The organism is Neorhizobium sp. P1_A6 (assembly GCF_056406795.1).
In genome coordinates, this window is sequence record NZ_JBFTZM010000001.1 from 622,075 (window position 1) to 646,067 (window position 23,993).

The window sequence follows — 23,993 nt, forward strand, 5'->3', positions numbered from 1 at the left end:
GGCCGCCTACGCGTGCGTTCGTACATCACGGGAAAAGGCCGAAAACAGGTCTCTGGAGCGTCCGTCATACGAATTGGTGCGCCGCACAACAATTATAACTTTACAAATAATAATAATCTTGTGAAGTTGTAATTGTAGTGATTGAAGTGAGCCAGACCCGTGCCAGAACCGAGATTTGCCACCCGACTGAATTCCTTTGCCTCGAAGCCGAAGGCCGAATGGCCTGATCTTTCGGGCAAGCCGACAATGATGCAGATGGCGACGCGCGCCGCCAAGGTCGATGGCCTGACGGATCTCGATCTCAACTACCCCGACCATGTTGCCGACGATCCGTCGCTTCTGGCAGGTATGATCGGCGATCTCGGCCTGGCGATCAACGGCTTCGCCATGCGTTATTATACCAATCCGGCTTTCAAAATTGGCGCCTTCACCAACCCCGATCCGGCGGTTCGCCGCGAGGCGATCGACTTGACGAAGAAAGGCATCGACGCGGCTCGCGCCGCCGGCAGCAACTTGATGACGCTCTGGCTCGGGCAGGATGGTTTCGATTATGCCTTTCAGGCGAACTATCATATGTTGTGGCAACACGAAGTAGATGGAATTCGTGAAGTTTGCGCCCATGATCCCGACTGCCGCATCAGCATCGAATACAAACCGAACGAGCCACGCTCCTACAGCCTGATGCCCGATTGCGCGACCACGCTTCTTGCGATCAAGGACGTCGATATGCCCAATCTGGGCGTGACGCTGGATTTCGCCCACGTGCTCTATGCCGATGAGCAGCCGGCCTTTGCCGCCGCTCTCATCGCCCGATACAGTCGGCTTCTCGGCGTTCATCTCAACGACGGCTATGCCAAGCGCGACGACGGCCTGATGGTCGGCGCGGTGCATGCCCAGCAGACGATCGAGCTTCTGCGTCAGATCCGTAAGGACGGCTATGACGGCGCGATCTATTTCGACACGTTTCCCGATATGACCGGTCTCGATCCGGTCCACGAATGCGAGGTAAACATCCAGACCGTCAAGCGGATGCTGACGGTGGTGGATCGCCTCGAGCAGGACAACCGCCTTTCCGGGGCGATTGACCGACAGGATGCCGTATCTGCGCAGGCCGTTGTCCAGGAGCTGATGCTCGGCTGAGCCGCCCGAACGCTGAAATTCTTGAAACCTTAAGAACCTTGAACCCAAGGCACGCCGAAGGCGTGCCGATCGACACCATCCGGGAGGAACCGATGAAGATCTTTATGAAGACGACCCTTGCTGCCGGCGTCGCCGCCAGCTTCCTGTTCAGCGCAGCCGTCGCGCAGGATCTCGCGCCGCTGAATTCCGATACCGAAAAGAATCGCATGGACTGGTCGGAGCTTGAAGCCAAGCTCGGCCCATTTCCCAAACTGCCCGAGGGCACGAAGGCCGGAGCCGTCTCAAAGACCCTGACCAACGAATACTGGCGGTCGCTCGGCGAAGGCTATGTGTCCCTCGGCAAGAAGGTCCACGTGCCCGTCGTCTATCAAGCTGCCCAGAGCGAGGGCGACCAGCTCGGCCAACTGACGATCGCCGAAGGTATGATCACGCAAGGCTATAACGTCCTGCTGGTCTCGCCGCAGACGGACGCCAACCTGCAGCCGGTGATCGAACAGGCCAAGGCCGCCAAGATTCCGGTCGTCAACGTCAACGACGCGGTCATCCCCCAGGCCGAGCACTATGTCGGTAACGTCCAGCGCGACAATGGCGTCCGCGTCGCCAAGTGGTTCATTAAAAACCGTCCCCAGGGCGGCAAGGTGGCGATTGTCGAAGGTCAGGCCGGTGTCTACGCTGCCGTCCAGCGCACCGACGGCTTCAAGTCGACCATCAGCGAAGGCGGCAAGTTCAAGGTCGTCGCCAGCGTTCCCGGAAACTGGGACCGTCAGACGTCCTACGATGCCGCTACCAACATTCTCAACCAGCATCCAGATCTCGTCGGCTTCTATGCCAACAACGACGGCATGGCGCTCGGCATCGTGGAAGCCGTCAAGGCCGCCGGCCTTGCCGGCAAGGTCGCAGTATTCGGCACCGACGGAATTTCCGATGCCTATTCCTCGATCAAGGCAGGTGAACTGACCGGCACCGTCGACAGCTTTCCGGTCTTGACAGGCGAAGTCGCGCTCGAAACCGCGCTGCGCCTTGTCGCCGGCCAGAAGCTGCCCCGCGTCGTCGCCACGCCGCAGGCCCTCATCACCGCCGACAATCTCAGCCGCTACCAGGGTGCGAACGTCGATGTCCGCGCGGTGCTGATGGAAGATGCCAAGGCGGCCAAGTAACGAACGTCGAATGGATGCCGGCCGTCAAGGCCGGCATCCGGGTTTAGTGAGCGAGGTGGAATGATGATCCCCCGACTGAGATTCGAGACGATCTCCAAGAGCTTTCCCGGTGTGAACGCCCTCACCGACGTGTCGTTCGACGTTGCACCCGGCGAAATCCACGGGCTCCTTGGTGAAAACGGCGCCGGCAAATCCACCCTTCTGCGGATACTCTCCGGGGTGTTTCGCCCGACCTCGGGAACGGTCTTGATCGATGGCCAGGGCGTTGCCTTCAAGAAGCCGATGGATGCCCGCGGAGCCGGCATCGCCATGATTCACCAGGAACTGCAGCAGGTGCCGCATCTGAGTGTCGCCCAGAATATGTTCCTCGGTCACTCGCTGACCCGCATGGGGGGCCTGTTCGTCTCACGCCGCCAGCAGGAGGCGCGCGCCGCTGAAGCGCTATCGATGATCGACAGGAGTATCGATCCTGCCGCTCCAATCTCCTCCCTTAAGGTGGCGCAGCGCCAGATTGTCGAGATCGGCCGTGCGCTGCTGGACAACGCGAGGGTCGTCGCCATGGACGAGCCGACCTCCAGCTTGACGCCGACCGAGTTCGACCGCCTGGCGGAGGTGATCGCCAGCCTCTCGGCGAGAGGTGTCTCAATCATCTATGTCTCCCACAAGATGGACGAGGTTTTCCGCATCTGCCAACGCGCCAGCGTCATGCGCGACGGCAAGCTAGTCGGCAAGGTCGATCTGAAGACTGCGTCGGAAAAGGACGTCATCGCGATGATGGTCGGTCGTCAATTGATGCAGGAGGAACACAATTCCTTCGTGACCGATACGGTCAAGCTCGAGGCGAAGAACCTCTCGTCGGCAACGAAGATCCGCGATGTGTCCTTCACGCTACTCAAGGGCGAAGTGCTCGGCATTGCCGGGCTCGTGGGCTCAGGCCGAACGGAACTGCTGCGGCTTTTGGCCGGCGTCGACCGCCTGAGCGCCGGATCGATCGCCATCGACGGCAAGGCAGTGCGCTTCGCCACGCCACGCGAGGCGATTGCAGCCGGCATCGGTCTTGTGCCGGAAGAACGCAAGCGGGAAGGGATCATTCCTCTGCGTCCCGTGAGCACCAATGTGGCGCTCGCTTCGCTCTCCAGCTTTTCCGCGGGCGGCATGATCAGCACGGGCAAGCTTCGTGCGACCGCGCAGGATTTGTTGAAGCGCGTCAACCTGAGACCGTTCCAACTGGATCGGCCGATCCGGCTATTCAGCGGAGGCAACCAGCAGAAGGCGATCATCGCCCGATGGCTGGCGGCCAAATCGCAGATCCTGCTGTTCGACGAGCCCACCCGCGGCATCGATGTCGGCGCCAAGTCCGAGATCTATCACCTGATCGAGGATCTCGCCCGCGAAGGCCATTCGATCATCGTCGTGTCCTCGGAATTGCCTGAGATTATCCGGCTCTCCGATCGCGTGCTGGTCATGCGGGAAGGTCGGGTCGCTGCCGGTATTCCGCGCGACCAGCTGACAGAAAGCGCGATCGTTGCGCACGCCATTCCGGGGGCGAATGCCGGTGCGGCGGACACACGTGCCGCCCAGACCGCGTGAACCAGATAGGACATACAATGACCAGTTCGTCGAACGCCGTAGAGTCAACATCGGCCTTCCGCCGCTTCTCGTTTTCGCTGCGCGACGCGGGAACGCTGATCGGCCTCATCGTCATCATGGCGGTATTCGCCGCACTCGTCCCGGGATTCCTGTCCGAGCGAAACCTCGTCAACATTCTTCAGCAGTCGAGCATCAATGCGTGCCTGGCGCTTGGGATGACGCTGGTGATCATTTCGGGAGGCATCGATCTGTCGGTCGGCCCGATGGCCGCGATCTCCGCCGTCATCACCGCGACCCTGCTGCTCGCCGGCACGCCGATACCCCTGGCGATCCTCGCGGGTCTCGGCGTGGGCATCGTCTGCGGCTTCATCAACGGCGCGCTCGTCGCCTATGTCGGCCTGCAGCCGTTCATCGTCACGCTCGGCACGCTCAGTACCTACCGGGCCATCGCGCTCATCTATACCGGCGGCAATCCCGTCCTCGGCATTCCCTCGGGCTTCCGCTCGCTCTTCAACGGCAATCTCTTCGGCGTTCCGACGCCGGTCATTATCGTCGCTGTCGTGGCGATTGCCGCCTGGATCCTGCTCAAGAAGACACCGATCGGCGAATATCTGATGGCTGTCGGTGGCAATGAAGAGGCAGCCTACGTGGCCGGCGTTCCGATTGCGCGCACCAAGATCACGGCCTATGTCATTTCGGGCGGGCTGGCAGCGCTGGCTTCGCTGATCCTGATCGGGCGCCTGGGAGCTGCCGAGCCTATCCTCGGCAATCTATGGGAACTCGACGCAATTGCGGCTGCGGCCATCGGCGGCGCTTCCCTGATGGGCGGCAAGGGAAGCATTCTCGGCACGATACTCGGCGCGATCATCCTTGGGGCGATGCGCAACGGTTTGACCCTGATGAATGTCCAAGCCTTCTATCAACTGCTCGCCACCGGCCTTATAATCCTCGCCGCAATGATAATCGATCGCGCGACAAGGGGACGGGGATGAACGGTGAAAGCTTCGACATGAAGGCCGTGGGACCACGCATCCGCATGATGATGCCGCTCTTGACGCCGCTCGAAGCAAAGGTCGTCGATACCGTTTTCGCCATGCGGGATTTCAGCGACGAGACGTCGCTCAAGCAGATCGCGGAGAACGCCGGCGTTTCCGAAGCCATGGTGGTCAAGATAACCAAGAAGCTCGGCTTCTCCGGCTTTCGCGACTTCCGCTCTGCCGTTAGCCAGTACAACCGGCAGCCGACGGCGGAGATGCACCAGGAACTGTCCGTGGACGATACCTCGCTCGAAATCGTCCAGAAGGTGTTTCGAACTTCGATCCACGCGCTCGAGGAAACGCTTGCCATTCTCGACATGGCAGCATTCGACCGGGCGGCGGATCTGATCCACAAGGCAGCAACGCGGGATTTCTACGGCGTCGGCGGCTCGGCGCAGATTGCCCGCGACGTGGCCCACAAGTTCCTGCGGATCGGCGTGCGCGCCAGCGTGTTCGACGATTCGCACATGATGCTGATGTCGGCCTCGCTGCTGGCGGAGGGCGATATCGCCATCGGCTTTTCCCATTCCGGCAACACGATCGCGGTGATCGAGGCGATCCAGCTCGCGCGCAGGAACGGCGCGCGCACCATTGCCATCACCAATTACGGTTCTTCGGCGCTCGCCCAGTCCGCCGATGTGGTTCTGTGTTCTACCGCACAAGGGTCGCCGCTGATGGGCGAAAATGCTGCGGCACGCATCGCCCAGCTCAATATTCTCGATGCCATCTTCGTCGCCGTCGCCCAACGTGACTATCAGGCAGCCGAACGCAATCTTGAACGCACCATGTCCGCCGTAACGTCCAAACGAAAAGATCGACTTCTATGACACCTTCGCCCGTTGTCACCGTTTTCGGCAGCCTTCACTACGATATCGCCGTTTTCGGCCCGGCTCGGCCCCGCAAGGGCGAGACAATAACGGGGACGTCCTGGCATCCGAAAAGCGGCGGCAAGGGTGGCAATCAGGCGGTTTCGGCTGCGCGTACAGGGATTGCGACCTCCATGATCGGGGCCGTCGCCGATGACGACTTCGGGCGATTTCTCATCTCGAATCTCGACCGTCGGAATGTCGATCACACATTCGTTCGGCGCGACGTCTCGCAATCGACCGGCATGAGTGTCGCTATTTTCGACGACGAGGGCGACTATGGTGCGGTTATCGTGTCGGGCAGCAACCTGACGCTTGGCGACCATGATGTCCTGGCGGCTCGCGATCTGCTCAGCCGGACAACAATTCTCGTTCTGCAAAATGAGATTCCCGATGCCGCCAACGTTGCGGCGGCAAGGGCCGTCAAGCAGGCAGGCGGGTGCGTGTTGATCAATGCAGCCCCGGCACGCGTTCTGTCGAACGAGCTGCAACCCCTCATCGATATCATCGTCGTCAATGCCATCGAGGCCGAAATGCTGGCCGGCGTCCCGGTCGTTGAAACACTCGACGGCGCCCTTGAGGCCGCACGGAAACTTGTGCGGCTCTTTCCCGAGGTTGTCGTCACCGCTGGAGGTTCGGGTGTCGCCTACGCGAACCGCGATGGAAAGGAGATCGTCATTGCGGCTGTGAGGGTGAACGTTGAAAGCACGCATGGGGCGGGAGACGAATTTATCGGCGTCCTTGCGGCGGAAATCGCGTCTGGCAAAACGATGAACGACGCGCTTCGAAAGGCGAACATGGACGCGGCAAAACTGGTTGGCACCCCTGAAGCGGACCGTCTTGGGTAAGGTTAGCAGGTAAAAGCCTCCGGCACCGTTCAAGCTTGCCTGTCGTACGGCTCGATGATCGCCCACTGCTTCAAGCGACGCTTTGCGCCGGTAATCCCAAGAAACACATGGCCGCCGGTGTTGGTCAGCTGGTACGCGACCTGAGCTAGGAATGCTTAGAAAATCTAACGCATATTCCCAATCTTCTAAATTGAGCTAACCGCTTTTCACTCCTACTGTCTGGGTACAAGCCGTTTGTGGGAGGCGGCTGAGAGGGGCGCAGGCAGGTTGCCGCGTTCTCCGGGAGGAGGCTTTATCATCGCTGGAACCGCATTCGCCGGAGGGGCAGCCATGCCCCGCAATCCGGGAGCGGTTGTTATCGATCGGGTCTCCGGCCGGGCTCTGTGCAAAAGATATTCCCCAGCCGAGGATGTTGAAATGAATCTGTATTCACTGCTTTCGCTTCGTGCCGCCGATGGACGTCCGGTCAGGGTCGGCCTGATCGGTGCCGGCAAGTTCGGGTCGATGGTGCTCGCCCAGGCCCAGCGCATTGCCGGCCTGCACATGGTTGCCGTGGCCGATCTCGATGTCGGAAAGGCGAAGGAATCCATGCAGCGGGTTGGCTGGGCCAAGGAGCGCTACAGCGCGACCAGCGCCGGCGATGCCGTCAAGAACGGCACGACCTTCATCACCGACGATGTCAAGGCACTGTTCGAATGCGGCGAGATCGAATGCATCATCGAGGCGACAGGCCATCCGATTGCCGGCACCCGCCATGCGCTGGGCGCGATCGAGCACAACAAGCATGTGGTGATGGTCAATGTCGAGGCCGACGTCATGGTCGGCCCGATCCTGGCCGAGAAGGCTCGCGCCAAGGGGCTCATTTATTCCATGGCCTACGGCGATCAGCCGGCGCTGATCTGCGAACTGGTCGACTGGGCACGCGCCACCGGCTTTGAGATTACCGCCGCCGGCAAGGGCATGAATTTCGAGCCGCGCTACCGTTATTCCACCCCGGATACGGTCTGGGGCCTCTTCGGCTGGACGGAGGAACAGGTCGCGGCGGACAACCTCAACCCGAAGCTCTACAATTCCTTTACCGACGGCACCAAGGCCGCGATCGAAATGGCTGCTGTCGCCAATGGCACCGGCCTGGATTGCCCGGATGATGGCCTGGCCTTCCCGCCCGCTGGCCTCCACGACCTCGCTCGCGTTTTCCGCCCGGCATCCGACGGTGGCCGCATGGCGCGTTCGGGTCTGGTCGACATTGCCGCCAGCCAGGAGCCGGACGGCCGCGAGGTGTTCAATAACATCCGCTACGGCGTGTTCGTCACCTTCAAGGCGCATAACGAATATGCCCGGTCCTGCTTCAAGCAATATGGCCTGCTGACCGATCCCTCGGGCTGGTATGCCTCGATGTGGCGTCCGTTCCACATCATCGGCCTGGAGACCTCGATCAGCGTCCTGTCCGCCGTGCTGCGCAAGGAGCCGACCGGTTGCTCCAAGGAATTCCGCGGCGATGCGGTCGCGACCGCCAAGAAGGACATGCAGCCCGGCGAAATGCTGGATGGCGAGGGCGGTTATGCCGTCTGGGCCAATGCCATTCCGGCAACCCGCAGCCTTGATCTCAAGGCCCTGCCGATCGGTCTTGCCCATAACGTCAAGCTCAAGCGGCCGATCAAGAAGGATCAGATCGTCTCGTTCGACGACGTCGAGATCGTCAATGACCTCGACGTGGTGAAGCTGCGCCAGGAAATGGAAGGCAGCTTCCGCCCGGCCAAGAGCGCGGCAGCGTGAGCACGGGTGACCAGATGAGCGCGCCAGCCTTTGTCGTGATCGCGGAATTCCAGGTGAAGCCCGGCAAGATGCGGGCTTTCCTGGAAGCTGCGCGGGATGACGCCAGGCACTCTGCCGCAGATGAGCCTGGTTGCCGGCAGTTCGACGTGATCTGCCCTGAAGGATCGGAAGATACCGTGGTGTTCTACGAGGTCTATGATAGCAGGGCCGCCTTCGACGCTCATCTGGAAACGCCGCATCTCGAGCGTTTCCGGCAGGCTTTCCCGCCGCTGATCGTCGAGGAGCGGCCGGTCCGCTTTTCACGCCGGGACTATCCGTGATGGCGGGAGAAGGACAAATGACCGAGAGCATACAGCGCATTGCCGTCATCGGCACCGGCATCATGGGAGGCCCCATGGCCGGGCGTCTGGCCGAGGCAGGTTTTGCGGTTTCGGGCTGGAACCGGACGCCGGAAAAGGCGGCGGCGCTGAGCGGCCGCGGCGTGGTCACGGCATCGGATGCCGTCGCCGCCGCAGCGGACGCCGACGTGGTGATCTGCATGCTGAGTTCCGGTCCCGTCTGCGAAACGGTGCTGATGGGCGAACATGGCGTGATCTCCGCCATGCGGCCGGGAGCGATCCTGGCCGTCATGAGCTCCATTCCGGTGGAGACCGCCGTGGCCCTGGCCAAGGTGGCCGCCGATCACGGTGTGGCTTGTGTCGATGCGCCGGTTTCAGGTGGCGAGAAGGGTGCCAGGGAAGGAACGCTTGCGATCATGGCTGGCGGGGATGCCGCAGTCGTCGATCGGCTGCATCCGGTCTTCGCTCCTCTCGGGCGGGTGACCCATGTCGGCCCGGCGGGCAGCGGCGCGCTGACCAAGCTTGCCAATCAGTTGATCGTCGCCTCGACCATTTGCGCGGTGGCCGAAGCGCTGACGCTCGCCAAGCGGGGCGGTGCCGATCCGGCCAGGGTGCGCGAGGCTCTGCTCGGCGGGTTCGCCGACTCCACGGTGTTCCGCCAGCACGGCCTGCGCATGGTGGAAGGCAATTTCCAGCCCGGTGGGCCCGCGAAATATCAGGTGAAGGACACATCGACGGCGCTGGCCTTTGCGCGCAGCCTTGGATTGACGCTACCGGTCAGCGAGGAGGTTGATCGGCTTTTTCAAGCCATGGTGGATGATGGTGACGGCGATCTCGATCACAGCGGCGTCATTCTTCAATTGCAACGCATGAACCGGGGCGGAGGCTAGTCCGCCTGACATCCAGTTGAGACTATCAAAAGGGAGGAATGAAAATGAAACACTTCGCACTTCGCAGCCTGTTGGCCGCCGCTACCATGCTGACCGCCTCGATCGTCCAGGCAGCGACGCTGACCTTATCGACGCCTGATCCAGACAATTCCGAAATCACCGTTGCAGCCAACAAATTCGCTGAACTCGTGGCCGCCAAGACCAATGGCCAACTGACCGTCAAGGTCTTCCCGAACGGCACGCTCTATGGCGGCGATCCCTCCGGCGCCGTAAAGCAGCTGGCCGGCGGTTCGCTCGATATGCTGCTGCTCGCGACATCGCTCTATGCCAACTTCAATCCGAAGTTCTCGGCGATCTCCATCCCCTACGTCTTCGACAACGAGGCGCAGCTGCGCAGCTACCTCTCGGGCGCGCCGGGCCAGGAGCTGATCACTGATCTCGAAAAGATCGGCATCAAGGGCATCAATCTCTGGCCGCGTCCGTTCCGCCAGATGACCAATTCCAAGCTTGCGATCACGAAGCCCCAGGATCTGTCGGGGCTGAAGTTCCGCGTGCCGAACAATCCGCTCTGGGTCGAATTCTTCAAGAAGATGGGTGCTGCGCCGACGCCCCTTGCCTTCGCGGAGGTTTACAACGCCCTGCAGCTGAAGGTCGTCGACGGCCAGGAAAACCCGATCAACGTGCCGCTCAGCGCCAAGTTCTACGAGGTGCAGAAATATGCGTCGATCACCAATCACATGGGTGACGGCTGGGTGCTGGGCATCAATCCGGCGAAATTCGAGGGACTGAGCGACGCGCATAAGAAGGCGCTCGCGGAGGCGGGCAAGGAAGCGGAGGCCTGGAAGGTCGCAAACGACGCCGCGACGGCGGAAACCACCATCGCGGAGTTGCAGAAGCACGGTATGGAAATCAACCGCCTGACGCCCGAGCAGCAAAAGGCGTTCGTCGCGATCTCGAAGGGCCTTTACCCGGTCTTTGCCGGACTGGTGAAAGACCAGGCCTTCTTCGACAAGACCATCGCCTTCGTCGGAAAGAACTGATCCTTCGTCCCAAGCCGGACCGGTCCTGCACCGGTCCGGACAGGAGAATAAGCCATGGTTAAAAACAGCTCTCTCTTAAACAAGATCATCAAGGGCATGACCGATGTCGTCGCCGGCATTGCCGTGTTCGGCGTGCTGGTGGTTGTCCTGCTCCAGGTCGCAAGCCGTCTTCTCGGCGTTCCGGTCTCGTGGACCGAGGAGGCTACGCGTTATCTTTTTGTGTGGATGATCTTCCTGGGACTGGCGGCGGGCTTTCGCACGGTGGAGACTGCGCGCGTGGTTGTCTTTCTGGCGATGCTGCCGCGCGCGATCCAGCGGCTCTCGGTGCCGATCTATGTGACGACGTCGGTCATCTTCTTCGTCCTGACCGGATGGACCGGTTATCATCTGGTCAAGCAGCAGTTCATGATGAACGAAACCACAGCCACGCTGATCGTGCCCATGTGGGTGATCGGCCTCATCATGCCTCTTAGTTCCGTCTTGGCGGTACTTGCCATCTTCGAATCCTTACGGACACGCCGCGACCTCATTGAAATTTCCGATCCCGCCCAGGGCATGCCGGAGATCACTCTCGCCGAAACTGTATTGCCCAAGCCGGAGAAGCAGCCATGAGCCTCGTTCTTCTTGTCCTTTTCCTGGTGATGAGTGCGTTTGGCGTTCCGCTTGCCGTTGCTCTAGGCCTCGCCAGCGTGCTGGCCATCGTGTTCTTTACCTCGACCCCGATCGATCTTCTGGCGCAGAGCATGTTCTCGGCGATGAATTCGTTCCTGCTGGTCGCGGTGCCGCTGTTCATTCTGGTCGGGGTGCTGATGGAGCGCGGCCACGTTGCCGAAAAGCTCTTCGACTTTGCTGAAGCTATCGTCGGCTGGCTGCCGGGCGGACTCGGCCATGTGAACGTGGCATCGTCCGTCATTTTCGGTGGCGTGTCCGGGTCGTCTGTTGCCGATATTGCTTCCATCGGCGCAATCGAGATCAAGGCGATGGAGCGCCATGGATTTCCCAAGGGTTATGCCGTGGGGATGACGCTCTGTACCTCCACCCTTTCGTCGATCATTCCGCCGTCAATCCTGATTGTCATTGCGGGATCGATCGCCAATGCCTCCATCGGCACGCTGCTGGTCGCGGGCCTCATACCCGGCCTGTTTATCGCGCTGATGTTCATGGTGTTCAACCATTTTTACGCGGTAAGGTACGGCTACAACCCGTCCAAGCCGTTCAACATGCGCCTGGTGGTGACGACGGGCATCGCGGCCATCCTGCCGATGCTGACGCCCGTCATTCTGCTGATCGGTATCGTCGATGGCTATTTCACGCCAACGGAAGCAGCCGGTATCGCCGTGCTCTATACCCTGTGTCTATCGGTCATCCTTTACCGCACAATTTCGCCGCGTGAACTGCCCACGATCTTCATCGAAACGGCACGGACCTCGGGCACGATCCTCTTCATTGCCGCCACCGCCAAATTGGCCGCCTGGGTCTTCACTTTCGACGGTCTGCCGGCGCAGGTGGCGACGTTCCTGGCCGCGATCAGCACCGGTCCGACCATGGTTCTCGTCCTGATCTTCCTGTTCCTGATCGTCGTCGGCATGTTCATGGATGCCATCGCCGCCATGTTCATCCTGATCCCGGTGCTGATGCCGTCTGCCGTCTCCCTCGGGGTCGATCCGATTCACTTCCTGATCGTCATGGTCATCACCCTGACGCTCGGTTTGGTGACGCCGCCGGTCGGGGTTTGCCTGTTTGCCGTGGCGCAAGTGGCGAAGATGTCGATCGAGGATGTGATCAAGGGCTCGCTTGCGCCAATGTCCATCCTGGTCGGGGCCATTCTCGCACTGGTGCTGTTTCCGCAGCTGACGCTGACGCCCATCCGGCTGCTGGGCCTCTACTGAAGCGGCAGCGAAATACGAGCGATCCCGTGGCGGTCCTCGGCCCTCACGGGATCTGCCGTCAGGAGACCGCGTCGCGCTGGGCAGCCTGCCAGACATCCCGCTCGGCGCGCAGCCAATCAAGAAAGATCCGCACTTTCTTCTGACGCAGATGGTCCCGCGGGCAGACGATCCATTGCGTGACAATGCGGATTTCCGGTGGCGCTGCGACCGGGCAGACCAGCCGCCCGCTCTTCAATTCGTCGCCCATCATCAGCGTGCTCTCCAGGGCAATGCCCATGCCGCGTATCGCGGCGTCGATCGCCATATGGCTGCGGTCAAAGAGAATCCGTGACCAGCGCTCCTGTGGCGCAACCTCGGTCAGCTGAAACCAGGTCGTCCATTGCGCCTGCGACTTGACCGAATGGATCAGGCGGTGATCGAGCAGGTCCCGCGGCTGGAGGCTGCCTGCCGCGGCATAACCGGGCGAGCAGACCGGCATGAACTGTTCGTCGGCGATACCTTCCACGAACAGTCCCGGCCAGCGTCCATTGCCGTGGCGGAGTTCAATGTCCACCAGTTCCTGGTTAAAATCGGTAGGCTCATTGGTGCCGTCAAGGCGAACTTCGAGATCGGGGTGCTGGTCGAGCAGCTTGCCGAGCCGTGGCAGCAGCCACTTGTTGGACAACGTGGGGGTAGCGCGAACAGTCAGCGTCGTGACCGAGCGAAACCCTTGGATCGTGCCGGTTGCTTCCTCGATGCGCTCGATCTGCTCGGAGATCATCGAGAAATAACGTTCGCCAGCCTCCGTCAACACGACGCCTCGGCCGGCTTTGGCAAGCAGGGAGACGCCAAGTTGAACCTCCAGCAACTGGATCTGCTGGCTGACCGCCGATGGCGTCACGCTCAGCTCTGCGGCTGCGCGTGAAATGCTGCCGGCACGAGCTGCGGCGTGAAAAACCAGAATGGCCTTGATCGGAAGCTGCATTTTCTACCTGCGCTGACGACGGCGCTGAGGCGGTGTTCGTCGTTCAGAGAATGCTGAAATCACGAATGGCCTTAATTTCGTTGAGCAAATGGACAATAAGAAGAAGGCGACGTCAAGCCGGCTTTTCCTATCGTCATCGCATCGCGCCGGCTAAACGCGGGAGCCAAAGCACCAGGTCCGGGACATAGGTGATCAGGAACTAGCCACCAGCAGAGCCAGCGGGGAACGCTCAAGAATGCCGGATTACTCGCCCCGGCTTATGAACTGGTCCACAATGTCCCGTCCGCTGTCGAAGCAGCGATCCGGATCGGCTTTCCGCTGATCGTCAAGCCGGTGGTCGGAAGTGGAAGCACCCGCGTGCGTCTTTGTCTGGACGGTGGAGATGTTGGAGAGCAGGTGGCCCATCTGCTGTCGAGCGGCGGCGAGGGAACGGCCCGGGATGTTTTGATCGAGGAGTTCATCGTGGGATTGGAATATTCCGTCGAGACAGTTGGAGATGTCGTGCACGGCATCACCAGGAAGCCTGTCATCGCCCGGCGACCGCCTTGGCGTCGACGTGAAATGCGTCGCAGGAAGTCAAGAGACCCCGGGCGCCACAAAAGCCAGCAGCGGTTCCAAATCGTAACTATCTGCCGCTTTCAGCGCCGCGATATAGGCGGCGCGTCTCTCGCTCATCTTTTGAAGATTGGAGCCCGACGTCCAATCGATAGGTTCGGCTCCATATATCTTTTCAAGAACGACATCCGCCATGATGCGCGCATGCCGGCCATTACCGTTCGGAAACGGATGAATGAATACCAGCTTATGATGTAGCCGGACAGCCACCTCGATCGCAGAGTACGTGTTGTTATCAGCCCAATACCGGGCATCATCCATGAGCCCCCGCAGTTGGACTCCTATCTGCATGGGATCGATACCAATGTTTTTCCCCGTTTTGCGAAATGCGCCCGCCCAATCCCAAACATCGCCAAAAAGGCGCCGATGAAGCTCGATTGCAAAGTCATCGGTCAGAATATCTTTTCGGCGCATACGAGAAATCCAGCGCAGTCCAGAAGCGATGTTCGCCTGTTCGAGCTCGTCCAGCTCACTCTGCGTTTTAAGATGCTTAAATTTCAGCCCGCCGATTTCGTTTGGGTCGAGAGGGGTCGCACCATCGGGATATTCGAACTCAAAGGTCACTTATCCTCCCAGAAATCGGAGGGCATCTGGTACATCAGCTCATTCATCAGGCGCGCGACTTCCTGCTGGGTCAGGCTGTGCGAAACAGTTTGGTCTTCCAACGCCATATGCTTTGCGGCCCTACCGACGATCGCTTGTGCTTTTTTCCTGGCCTGGGCGATAATGACATTTTCGACCGTCTGAGGTGGGACAAAGGCGTAGACGAAGCGGCAACCCATCGCTTCTGCGATCGCCTCCATGGACTTCAAGGTCACACCGCCATCAAGCTCGGCTTTTTCGGCCTGCGCGATGCGCGAGCGCGTGACGCCCATTTTCTTGGCGAGTTGCACGCCCGACATGCCCAAAGCTCTGCGCACCGTTCGGATCCAGCCTTCAGCGGGTCTCTCGATATCGTTTCCATGCGCCGTATCTACAATCGCCTGATACTGCCGACGTACGGTTTGCTTCACGCCCATTGGAGACTCGTATGTTGACGGATTAAATCATTTCGTCAATAAAAAGCTATACAATCGGTCACGAAATGTCAATATATTTATTGACGCTCTTGGGGCGTCACTTATAATGGCCTTCACTGGAGACGACCAAGCTGTTCTTCCTCGTTGGCAATCGCCCCGTCTCGCTGCTGACCTGCGAGGCGATCGCTGAATTGAACGAGGCTTTTCCAAGCGAAGCGATCGCGATCATGGCGGTGGCGGCTTCCCGGCGAATTTTTCGCGTGCTCCTGCGTGGTGGCGATCGAGCGCCTGGCGAGCCGTGCTTGCCTATCCGACGCTGCGGAGATCCTGCGGCGTATGCTGTCCCAGGCATGACTGCCTTAGCTCCCTCGCGACCGGCGTTGCCGCTATCTGATGAAGAGCAGAATGCCATGGGGCGGGTTATCAGGCTGATCATCATATTGAAGAGACAATGACGGTAACGCCAGGCATTGGCAGAAAATGCAATCTTTTTGTCATTCCCGCCACAAGACTCGCTCGATACCTTGGCGATGGCTGCAATGCAGATCGGAGCGCCGGACGTTGGCGCGCTATCTTCTCATCATAGGTCGTGCGCGATTATGCAAGCCTGGCCGGCTTTGCTCCGGACTATGGGAGATCGCCAAAGGTTGAGCGCCGCGAGCCTTGAGGGAAGCAGTCTTTTTCCTTCACCTTGGACGAGGACACGGAATGATCGACACTGAATATAGGGTTCGCCTTGCGGAGCCTCGGGAACTTGGCGCCACGGCCGCTCTCGTCACCGACGCTTTCGCGCAATATCGCGGAGTTTTGCCCGCCCACATCTTCGATCCCTATTTGAGAGACTCGCGCGACTTCACGAGCCGATGGGGGCAGGCGGATATTGCGGTGCTCGAGACGCAAGGGTGCCTCGTGGGAACGGTCACTTATTACGCAGAGGCCTCGCGCGAGGGAATGGGGTGGCCTTCCAGTGTTGCAGGGCTTCGAACATTGGCCGTCGCGCCTTCCGCTCAAGGATATGGCTACGGTCGGGCACTTTGTTTGTGGTGTATAGGACGCGCCCAACAAGATGGGGCACGTGCTCTCACGCTGCACACTGCCGAGTTCATGAGGGCTGCGTGCAAACTGTATGAGGGCCTTGGTTTTCGCAGGTGCCCTTCGCACGACGTGACGGCGTCGAATGTTCTCGGGTTCAGTCCCGGTCTGACCGATCAGAAGATCATAGCGTACGCCCTGCCACTCGAGGACGCCGGATAGGCGCCTGGCTATTGGCCGGATCAGACGGTCTGTAGCCGCCCCTGACGCCGTTGTGGCCGGCCCGCCGCATACCACGGAAAGGAAAGGAGACAAGACCATGTCGAAGTTTATCACAATCGGATATGGCGACCCGGCTGGCTACGATCGCACGCCCGGACCCGTCAAAGACGCCGCGCATGCCCAGGACGCAAAACTGCGGTCCGAGGGCGCCGTGATCGGGATCGCCGGCACACCGGTGCAGGTCCGCAATCCGGAGGCGCGCGGGGTGGAAACCCGCGATGGACCGTTCATGTCGTCAGCCCTGCCGATTGCGGGATTTGCCGTCATCGAGGCCACCGACCTGGCCGACGCCATAGAGAAGGTTTCCCACGTACCGTGCGCGATTGCACACGGCGTCGTTGAAGTTTGGCCCCTGAAAGAAGTACCCTGATCAGAGCTCATTATTCAAGATACAGGAGATTGGATATGTCGAATCTCGAACGGCAGATTTATGGGCTCAGCCAGCCTGGCGCGCCCCGCTCATTTCTCTGCTGACGTCCACACGCGGATGAACGAGACACCGCGAAGTCCAGCGCTGCCGACCTGTTCCACGAAACTGTCGGTGACATAGACAGCCGAAGCCCGCATCGGCAGTTTGAAGAGCTGTGCGGCTCCAATTTTCTCCCTCCTGAAGATATGACGCTCGATATCGAGAATGTCTCCGTTGTCGAAATAGGCGATGCGTGACTGTTCATGATCGAGGGCGTCGAGGACCGTCGTCGTGTTGAAAAGCCAAACCTCTTCCCCCTTCATGGGCAGAAGCTGCCCATGCTCGACGAGAACCGGCGCCAGTGCGTCGACTGCGGGTCTTTTCAGGATCGGCGCGTGCTCGCCTAGCCAGGGGAAATCGGAATAGGTCCGATCCGCCGTGTCCAGTTTCATGACAGGAGCGATCCAATCCTGAATGACGCGACCATCCATCGCAGAGAAGGTCTCATAGTCGTCATCATCGGCCGGGAATATCCACTCCTGACCTTCGATGACCTCGAACTTGTAGACTGTCAGCGGCATCGCGTGTTTCTCCTGGCGGTCAATAGTCAGAACTGGCCGGTCAGGCAGCGCGAAGACCGGCGGGACCAATGTCGAAGGTCGTGCACGGATGTGCAGCGCGCCTTACGAGCTCGCAAACCGGGTTAGGGAAGTTTCGCCCACCCAATCCAGTTCTCGCGGCTCATAACGGACAGTGCGGATCGCAAAGGAAAGAGGGTTTAGTCCATAGCACGTCGAGAAGGTCTCTCCCGGCGCGATGACTTCATCACTCGTATGGGACGCCCTGTAAACGATTGATTTGCGTTGTTTGGCAACTAGGCTGAATGAGACAGTCTGAAGGGCCGTGTCCGCATGATTGGTAATCCGGACCGAGATCGGCATGGCCGGATTTGGACACAACTGGGGATCAGGTTTCGCATTGATGGAGACGGATTGGTTCGAGGGCTCCTGCTCGCTTTTACGATCCGTGACGAGCCAAAGTCCGACCCAGGCAACGGCGAGCGAAGCGACCACAACGGCGCCAGCTCTGCGCGAAAACAAGAAAGTTATCAAAACTATCGCGCCGCCGATCAGCCAACCCATTATGGCCTCTGCACGTTGTGGCTGATGATTGTCTTCATTGCCCCTACGTAGGCTTGAAGCAGATGCAACGCAATGGAAGGAATTGACGCATTTGAGGAAGGCGGTCGCGAAAGCATGTCCGGAGGGCGACGAGCACGCTTTCGCGGGGAAGGTCGGCAGGATGGAGGAGAACAGCGCGCCGATCGCCAGGGCGATAAACGCAGCGCCGTGCCACACTCATAAGCCAATCGCTTCGGCGTGAGCGCACAGAGGCTACACTTCGTAGGCCGGCTGGGCGAATGTGCTTGCGCGCGTCCATAGCCACGTCGAAAGACAAATCAACGCGGCTGCCAGGCCTGCCAGGCCGAGGTCAAGCGCTAGTTCCGGTATGAAAGCGCGAAGGGCAATCGGCATCGCACTTAGGAAATAGAGCGCAAGTGGAATCCGGGGTACGTCCTTTGCGATCACAAGCGAGATTACAAACGCGCACGTCCCGAAGAGAAACAGCAATGAACTCGCCACGAGGACTAGCCCGAGCGGTCCCGCCTGAAGCTCAACAATGGTTGCCATTGGAAGTTTGGAAAATACCAGATTGATGACGACTTCCACCCCTTCCAGGCTCGCAAGGGCCGCGAAGTTGAGAACGAAGGCAATCAACCCAAACAGGCCGGTACGGCGGCCGGCGGATAGAAACAAACCGACGATCAGTCCAAGCGCCAGAATTTCGGCAAGGGGTGCGAGAATTTGGGTGAGATTGGAGGTCGCGATCAGTCCGCTACGCTTGGCCGCATTGATCAGCAGTATGATTGCACTTCCTACTCCACAGACAGCTGCGACACGGTAAAGGATACCGCCTGAAGCGCCGGGCATCGCCGAAAATGGCCGGAACCTTGTGCTGGAGCTGGAGGCTGCGACGTTGCCGGATGGCGTAGGCGATAAAGCAGGGGCGTTTTTCGCGAGCATGATGTTTCCTCCATCCGGGAAAGTAGAGAGTTGCGAGGATCGCAAGGTGTTCCAGTTCCCGTCGGTAATCACTGCTTACATTCATTTGTAAAACGGGCTGGCGTTTCCCCAGGTGCCCCTTTCCGGCACTTCAGCAACAAGACCGCTTTGATGACAGCTGTTGCTGAGCAGGCGATGGCGCGTTTTAGGCTGGAGATCGTCAGCGCGGTGGAGGCTGTTATCACTGACGATCCGGTTGATCGGTTTGCAGCGGTGGGAGTGGCCTATCTGCGATGGGCGATTCGAAACCCGACACACTTCCAGATCATCTCGACGCGGAGCCTGATTGATTGGGAAAATTCTGAATCTCTACGCCGGGACAACGACGCCGTGCGTCTGCTTGTCGAAGCAGCGATGCTGGAGGCCAGGCGGCGAAATTTGCTTCAGTCAAACGACATCATGGAAACACAAATTGCCGCAAGGGCGCTCGTGTACGGGCTTGCCCGGATGTACATCGATGGTCATTTCGCGCAATGGGCGATACCTGGACAGACGGCAGAAGATACCGTCCAGACGGTCCTAAAGAACTATATTTCGTCAATCAGGAGAGCCCCGATCACACTGCCAGAGGAGACGATCTGATCGCCGACCGGCCATAGTGGTGGCCGTGGATGCGCAACCGCGAAGGAGCCATGGCGGTATCGCCGCCTGACCGACAGCGCAAGGCTCACGACGCGGCGGCGTAGCGGCTGCGGCCGGTCTTTTTTGCCTCATAAAGAGCAAGATCGGCTCGGCGCATCAAAGCGTCTGTCGACTTCGCGTCATCGGGGTATCTTGCCAGACCGATAGAAATCCCGACCTCCAGCATTTGGCCGTCGACGACAACCGGATTGACCATTGCCTTCAACAGGCTTTCAGCCGCGCTGGCGGGATCGCGTTGTCTTGATGAGTGCCTGAACAGAACGACAAACTCATCTCCACCGACACGCGCAAGCAAATGCCGCTCGTCCAGAACCAAGCGGAAGCGTTGCGCCACCGCGTGGAGAAGAGCATCTCCGATCGCATGCCCATATGTGTCATTAATCTCCTTGAAACGATCGAGATCGACCCAGAGTAGCCCAAACTCCTGATTGGACAGCGCCTCTTTTCGCAGCTCGGCATTTAACAGCCTGCGATTTGGAAGTCCCGTCAACTCGTCATGGTTGGCGAGGTAGTCCAAGCGATCACGAGCGCGTTTATGATCGCCAATATCGCGAACTTCGACGAGATGTCGCAACGTGTCTCCCGACAGGATCGGTGTTGTGTTGAGCGCAACGTCCACCCGCACCCCATTTGCCGTCCTTAGTTGCCCTTCGGTCTCGTAAAGGCGAGGTGCGTGACGATCGGCGCCTGCCGGGAGTTCAAAAAAGTCGGCAACGGCACGACCTTCGATACTCGACCCTTCACAGCCCACGAGCCGCTCGAATGCCTTGTTTGCCGAGATGACCTCATCATCCTGACAAACAAGGATGCCGATCTGTGCGGCCTCAAGAATTGATCGCATCTGTTGGGCATCGACGGTCGCGTCGTGAGCACGTCGATCAAACATAACCGTCACCAGACTGAAGACCACGATCAATGTTGTGACCGCGGCAACGGAGAGCCCGAGGAGAAATTCCGACAGGTTCCCATCCGCAACTCGAAGAGACGGGTCTGTCTTAAGAAGGGCGGCACTCATCGCGGTGAAATGCAGTGTGCAGATAGCTGCACCGAATAAGGTTCCCGCGGCAAGGCGAGACCCGACCGAGGCACGTCGACGTCCAGCGAATGTCGCCGCGATCACCAGTAAGCTGCCCGCGCAGAGCGAAAGCGCAACGAGAGGCAAATGCCACTCGAGAGTGCCGGCAAATAGCAAAGCCTTCATGCCGATGAAGTGCATGGTGCCAATTGCGGCGCTGAGAAGAAGACCGCCCGCGAGAGCGTTGACAAGACCAGGCGACAGTAACAGGGGTGTTGCAGCTGAAGCAAAGGCAATTGCAAAAAAGGCCGACATTGTCGTGAGACCTACATCGTAGCTGACAAACGCAGCAGGTTGAAAACCCAGCATGGCGATGAAGTGCGTCGACCAAATTCCGCCACCCGCCGCGAAAGCAGCCACAAATGCCCAAACGGTCTTCATACGTCCATGTCGGGCTCTGGCATGATCGAGGATCGTGAACAGTGCAAAGCCCGAAAAGAGCGCGACAACAATCGCCAGGACGACAAGCGTCGGGTTATGATCGGTGCTGATGCAATCGAGTACACGAATGAACATGTAAAACTCCGCTACTGGCTGAAATCGACTGCTGAGCGGGAGCCATGTCTCACTCGAGATAAAAGGCACTCACGATCGGGGATTATGGCTATGCCGGGCAAACACTGTCGACCCAACGATCGGCGCGGCCCTTAATATTGCTTTAAATTTATAGAGAGGTTTCTATGCATCCGGACGTAAGAGGCTGAAAAAACGGAAACGCTTTTGCTCCAAACGGATCACGGTATTCTGTGGAAAAAGCCTGCCGCCTGCTGGTGTCGAGTTCCGGCGTTGCGTGACTCCCATTCCATCGGGCGTTTCCTGGCATCAGACGGGCACTGGATTTTTTATCTTGCCTCGTGCGCATGTCAGGCAACAAGCACTCGAGTCGTTCGACTATGTGGCAATCTGCGGTTTTCCGCTGATCTTAGGTCCACGTAAGCCACATATAAGCGGCGGCCGTCCAGGAAAAGCCGAGGCCGCCGCAGCCTTCGCCCGTTACCGGGTCGAAATATTCGGCAAAACCTTCCGCCTCGATCGCCTCGACCGTCGATCTGCGCAGCTCTTCCGCCGCTTCCGGATGACCGTTGCGCCTGAAGCCGTCGATCAGCAGCCAGTTGATGATCGCCCAGGCCGGGCCGCGCCAGTAGCGTTTCGGTTCCCAGCCTGCGATGCCCGGCTTGGTAGTCGGAAAGGCGACCTTGAGGCCCTTCGACCAGGCTTTCATCTCGTCGACCAGCGCGTCGGCGATACTCTTGTCCAGATCGAGCGATAGGAGAGGGATGAACCCGGCCTGTGTCGCGGCTTCGACATCCTCGCCGGAGATCAGGTCGCGGGACACGAAGCGTGACAGGGCCGGGCGCCACTGCGCGAGTATCGCCTTGCGGGTGAGGTCGTTGAAGGCGGCGATCTCGGCGGCGTCCTCCATCCGGCCGAATTCGCGGGCGAGATGTTCGAGGTCCTCGCCGGCCTTCAGCAGGATAGCGGTGGTCTGGATCTCGGCGACCTTGAACGGTGCCTTTTCCCATTGCCTTGCGGGATCCCAGCCGCAGGCGGCATAGGTGTCGACCAGGTGTATGAAGCGGTTATAGTCCTCGTCGCGCGGGCGCATCGAGGCGTTCACATGGCCGGTATCCTTGCGCACGACCGGCGTGTCGGTGGTGGTCGGCACGCGCGCGAGCGCGATGTCCCAGGCCGGCGAGTTGTCGCTGCCGCTTTCCCAGGGGTGCAGCAAAGCGACCAGGCCGGTGCCTTCCGGATCGCGGGCGGAATACCACCAGCGATGCCATTTCAGCGCCGCCTCGTAGAGGGGCAGGGTGCGCGCCTCGGCGCCGCTGCCGGCCGCCTCGAACACCTTGCGCAGCGCGATCGCAAAGACCGGCGGCTGGGTGATGCCGGAAGTCGGGATCGTGTGACGGGTGCGCCAGACGTTCGGACCCGGGAAATAGGTGTCGCTCGGCTGGTGGAAGACGATATGCGGGATCATGCCGTCCGCCCACTGGCCCTCGATCAGCCGCTCCAGTTCGCGATAGGCACGATCGGTATCATAAAGCGCGAAACCCATGGCGACGAAGGCGGAATCCCAGTTCCACTGGAACGGGTAGAGCCGGTCGGTCGGCACCGTATAGCCGCCGCGGTCGTTGGCGACGAGGATGCGCTTCGCCTCGGTGATATGCACGTTCATGTCGGGTACTCCGGTATGCTCAGGCCGAAACGGCTGGAAACGACTTGCCGCTTTCGGGCGAAAGCCAGGTGATGCGCTTGCGGTCGAGCTTCAGGCCGATCGTGTCGCCGCTCCTCACGGTTTCGGACGCCGGCAGGATGACGCGCACCGGCTGGTCGTGGATCGAGCCGGTCAGCAAGAGGTGCGAACCCATCGGCTCGGCGACCCGCACCTTCATCTCGATCCCCTGCGGCAGCGGCGCCAGTTCGACCGCTTCGCCACGCAGCCCAAGCACGATTTCATTGCCGACATCTTCCGGCACCGCGAGCTGTTCAGCACCCGCCGCCACCCGGCCGTTCGAGACCGGCACCTTGATGAAGTTCATCGGAGGATTGCCGATGAAGCCGCCGACGAACCGCGTGGCCGGATGATTGTAGATCTCGACCGGATGACCGACCTGCTCGACGACGCCGTTGTGCATGACCGCGATACGATCCGACAGGCCCATCGCCTCGGTCTGGTCGTGGGTGACATAGATCGTCGTCGTACCCGCTGATTGCAGCACGGTTTTCAGTTCGGTGCGCATTTCGAGCCGCAGCAATGCGTCGAGATTGGAGAGCGGCTCGTCCATCAGCAGCACCTTCGGCTCGACGGCCAGCGCGCGGGCGACCGCCACGCGCTGGCGCTGGCCGCCCGAAAGCTTGTTCGGATAACGGTCGAGATACGGCTCGATATGCAGCAGGCCGGCCGCCTTCTCCACCTGCGCCTTCACCCGCGCGTCGTCCGCCTTCTGCATGCGCAGGCCGAAGGCGACGTTTTCGTAGACCGTCATATGCGGGAAGACCGCATAGTTCTGGAAGACCATCGCCAGCCCGCGATCCTTGGGCGCCAGCCCGATGATCGACCGGTCGCCGATGCGGACATCGCCCGAGGTCGAGGTTTCGAGACCGGCGATGATGCGCAGGAGCGTGGTCTTGCCGCAGCCCGATGGCCCGAGCAGCGAGACGAACTCGCCATCGTTGATCGTCAGCGAGACCTCCTTCAGCGCCTGAAAAGCGCCGAAACTCTTGCGGATGCGGTCAATGACAATATTGGCCATGTCG

At 60.1% G+C, this 23,993-nt stretch carries 24 protein-coding genes and 1 pseudogene; 16 read left to right on the forward strand and 9 right to left on the reverse strand.

The window, feature by feature from the left end; genetic code table 11:
• Positions 1–159: 159 nt before the first annotated feature.
• From AC1D3C_RS02900 to AC1D3C_RS02955, 12 genes are all read left to right on the forward strand, one after another.
• On the forward strand, positions 160–1,140 hold the full coding sequence (locus AC1D3C_RS02900) for a sugar phosphate isomerase/epimerase family protein (RefSeq protein ID WP_477481804.1): 981 nt from the start codon (positions 160–162) through the stop codon (positions 1,138–1,140).
• Positions 1,141–1,232: 92 nt separating this feature from the next.
• Complete coding sequence (locus AC1D3C_RS02905) at positions 1,233–2,297, forward strand: sugar ABC transporter substrate-binding protein (RefSeq protein WP_477481805.1); 1,065 nt, start codon at positions 1,233–1,235, stop codon at positions 2,295–2,297.
• A 63-nt stretch (positions 2,298–2,360) separates the two neighbouring features.
• Entirely contained in the window at positions 2,361–3,887 is a 1,527-nt protein-coding gene (locus AC1D3C_RS02910; protein ID WP_477481996.1) for a sugar ABC transporter ATP-binding protein, read from the forward strand.
• A 17-nt stretch (positions 3,888–3,904) separates the two neighbouring features.
• Complete coding sequence (locus AC1D3C_RS02915; protein ID WP_477481806.1) at positions 3,905–4,879, forward strand: ABC transporter permease; 975 nt, start codon at positions 3,905–3,907, stop codon at positions 4,877–4,879.
• Positions 4,876–5,751 (forward strand): MurR/RpiR family transcriptional regulator, encoded by an 876-nt coding sequence (locus AC1D3C_RS02920; protein ID WP_041364133.1) that lies wholly within the window; start codon positions 4,876–4,878, stop codon positions 5,749–5,751. Before AC1D3C_RS02915 ends, AC1D3C_RS02920 begins: the two co-directional genes overlap by 4 nt.
• Positions 5,748–6,638, forward strand: a complete 891-nt coding sequence (locus AC1D3C_RS02925) for a ribokinase (protein ID WP_477481807.1) — start codon at positions 5,748–5,750, stop codon at positions 6,636–6,638. Before AC1D3C_RS02920 ends, AC1D3C_RS02925 begins: the two co-directional genes overlap by 4 nt.
• Before the next feature lie 417 nt (positions 6,639–7,055).
• Positions 7,056–8,414, forward strand: a complete 1,359-nt coding sequence (locus AC1D3C_RS02930; protein ID WP_477481808.1) for an NAD(P)H-dependent oxidoreductase — start codon at positions 7,056–7,058, stop codon at positions 8,412–8,414.
• A 14-nt stretch (positions 8,415–8,428) separates the two neighbouring features.
• Positions 8,429–8,734 carry a putative quinol monooxygenase gene (locus AC1D3C_RS02935; RefSeq protein WP_477481997.1) on the forward strand — a complete coding sequence of 102 codons (306 nt, stop codon included), beginning with the start codon at positions 8,429–8,431 and terminating at the stop codon, positions 8,732–8,734.
• Between the two features lie 17 nt (positions 8,735–8,751).
• A complete protein-coding gene (locus tag AC1D3C_RS02940; protein WP_477481809.1) occupies positions 8,752–9,642 on the forward strand; it encodes an NAD(P)-dependent oxidoreductase in 891 nt (296 codons plus the stop codon).
• Between the two features lie 44 nt (positions 9,643–9,686).
• Complete coding sequence (locus tag AC1D3C_RS02945) at positions 9,687–10,682, forward strand: DctP family TRAP transporter solute-binding subunit (protein ID WP_247033892.1); 996 nt, start codon at positions 9,687–9,689, stop codon at positions 10,680–10,682.
• Between the two features lie 96 nt (positions 10,683–10,778).
• Complete coding sequence (locus AC1D3C_RS02950) at positions 10,779–11,294, forward strand: TRAP transporter small permease (protein ID WP_477481810.1); 516 nt, start codon at positions 10,779–10,781, stop codon at positions 11,292–11,294.
• Positions 11,291–12,571 carry a TRAP transporter large permease gene (locus tag AC1D3C_RS02955; RefSeq protein ID WP_477481811.1) on the forward strand — a complete coding sequence of 427 codons (1,281 nt, stop codon included), beginning with the start codon at positions 11,291–11,293 and terminating at the stop codon, positions 12,569–12,571. Before AC1D3C_RS02950 ends, AC1D3C_RS02955 begins: the two co-directional genes overlap by 4 nt.
• Positions 12,572–12,629: 58 nt before the next feature.
• On the opposite strand, the gene AC1D3C_RS02960 is transcribed toward AC1D3C_RS02955, so the two are convergent.
• On the reverse strand, positions 12,630–13,535 hold the full coding sequence (locus AC1D3C_RS02960) for a LysR substrate-binding domain-containing protein (protein WP_477481812.1): 906 nt from the start codon (positions 13,533–13,535) through the stop codon (positions 12,630–12,632).
• 306 nt (positions 13,536–13,841) lie between these two features.
• Here AC1D3C_RS02960 and AC1D3C_RS02965 point away from each other — a divergent pair.
• Positions 13,842–13,958 (forward strand): annotated as a pseudogene (locus AC1D3C_RS02965) (hypothetical protein); the annotation flags it as partial.
• Between the two features lie 153 nt (positions 13,959–14,111).
• Here the strand turns inward: AC1D3C_RS02965 and AC1D3C_RS02970 are convergent.
• The gene (locus tag AC1D3C_RS02970) at positions 14,112–14,714 is read right to left on the reverse strand and encodes a mobile mystery protein B (RefSeq protein ID WP_477481813.1); all 603 of its coding nucleotides are present in this window, start codon (positions 14,712–14,714) and stop codon (positions 14,112–14,114) included.
• Positions 14,711–15,169: a mobile mystery protein A gene (locus AC1D3C_RS02975; RefSeq protein WP_477481814.1), complete on the reverse strand. Its 459-nt coding sequence runs from the start codon at positions 15,167–15,169 to the stop codon at positions 14,711–14,713. Before AC1D3C_RS02975 ends, AC1D3C_RS02970 begins: the two co-directional genes overlap by 4 nt.
• Positions 15,170–15,877: 708 nt before the next feature.
• Here AC1D3C_RS02975 and AC1D3C_RS02980 point away from each other — a divergent pair.
• Together AC1D3C_RS02980 and AC1D3C_RS02985 are read left to right on the forward strand one after the other, a co-directional pair.
• Positions 15,878–16,423 carry a GNAT family N-acetyltransferase gene (locus AC1D3C_RS02980; RefSeq protein ID WP_477481815.1) on the forward strand — a complete coding sequence of 182 codons (546 nt, stop codon included), beginning with the start codon at positions 15,878–15,880 and terminating at the stop codon, positions 16,421–16,423.
• Positions 16,424–16,520: 97 nt separating this feature from the next.
• Positions 16,521–16,853, forward strand: a complete 333-nt coding sequence (locus AC1D3C_RS02985; protein ID WP_477481816.1) for a YciI family protein — start codon at positions 16,521–16,523, stop codon at positions 16,851–16,853.
• 89 nt (positions 16,854–16,942) lie between these two features.
• Here the strand turns inward: AC1D3C_RS02985 and AC1D3C_RS02990 are convergent, their stop codons facing one another.
• The 3 genes from AC1D3C_RS02990 to AC1D3C_RS03000 all read right to left on the reverse strand — a co-directional run bounded on the left by AC1D3C_RS02990 (position 16,943) and on the right by AC1D3C_RS03000 (position 18,976).
• A complete protein-coding gene (locus AC1D3C_RS02990; RefSeq protein ID WP_477481817.1) occupies positions 16,943–17,473 on the reverse strand; it encodes an imm11 family protein in 531 nt (176 codons plus the stop codon).
• A gap of 102 nt (positions 17,474–17,575) precedes the next feature.
• Entirely contained in the window at positions 17,576–18,034 is a 459-nt protein-coding gene (locus AC1D3C_RS02995; RefSeq protein WP_477481818.1) for a hypothetical protein, read from the reverse strand.
• Positions 18,035–18,286: 252 nt separating this feature from the next.
• Positions 18,287–18,976: a hypothetical protein gene (locus AC1D3C_RS03000; protein WP_477481819.1), complete on the reverse strand. Its 690-nt coding sequence runs from the start codon at positions 18,974–18,976 to the stop codon at positions 18,287–18,289.
• A gap of 150 nt (positions 18,977–19,126) precedes the next feature.
• Here AC1D3C_RS03000 and AC1D3C_RS03005 point away from each other — a divergent pair, with 150 nt between their 5' ends.
• Positions 19,127–19,597, forward strand: a complete 471-nt coding sequence (locus tag AC1D3C_RS03005) for a TetR-like C-terminal domain-containing protein (RefSeq protein WP_477481820.1) — start codon at positions 19,127–19,129, stop codon at positions 19,595–19,597.
• A gap of 85 nt (positions 19,598–19,682) precedes the next feature.
• Here the strand turns inward: AC1D3C_RS03005 and AC1D3C_RS03010 are convergent, their stop codons facing one another.
• The 3 genes from AC1D3C_RS03010 to AC1D3C_RS03020 all read right to left on the reverse strand — a co-directional run bounded on the left by AC1D3C_RS03010 (position 19,683) and on the right by AC1D3C_RS03020 (position 23,989).
• Positions 19,683–21,248: a sensor domain-containing diguanylate cyclase gene (locus tag AC1D3C_RS03010; protein ID WP_477481821.1), complete on the reverse strand. Its 1,566-nt coding sequence runs from the start codon at positions 21,246–21,248 to the stop codon at positions 19,683–19,685.
• Positions 21,249–21,654: 406 nt separating this feature from the next.
• Positions 21,655–22,911, reverse strand: coding sequence for an MGH1-like glycoside hydrolase domain-containing protein (locus tag AC1D3C_RS03015; protein WP_477481822.1), 1,257 nt, complete (start codon positions 22,909–22,911; stop codon positions 21,655–21,657).
• A gap of 19 nt (positions 22,912–22,930) precedes the next feature.
• Positions 22,931–23,989, reverse strand: a complete 1,059-nt coding sequence (locus tag AC1D3C_RS03020) for an ABC transporter ATP-binding protein (RefSeq protein WP_477481823.1) — start codon at positions 23,987–23,989, stop codon at positions 22,931–22,933.
• Between the last annotated feature and the right edge of the window lie 4 nt (positions 23,990–23,993).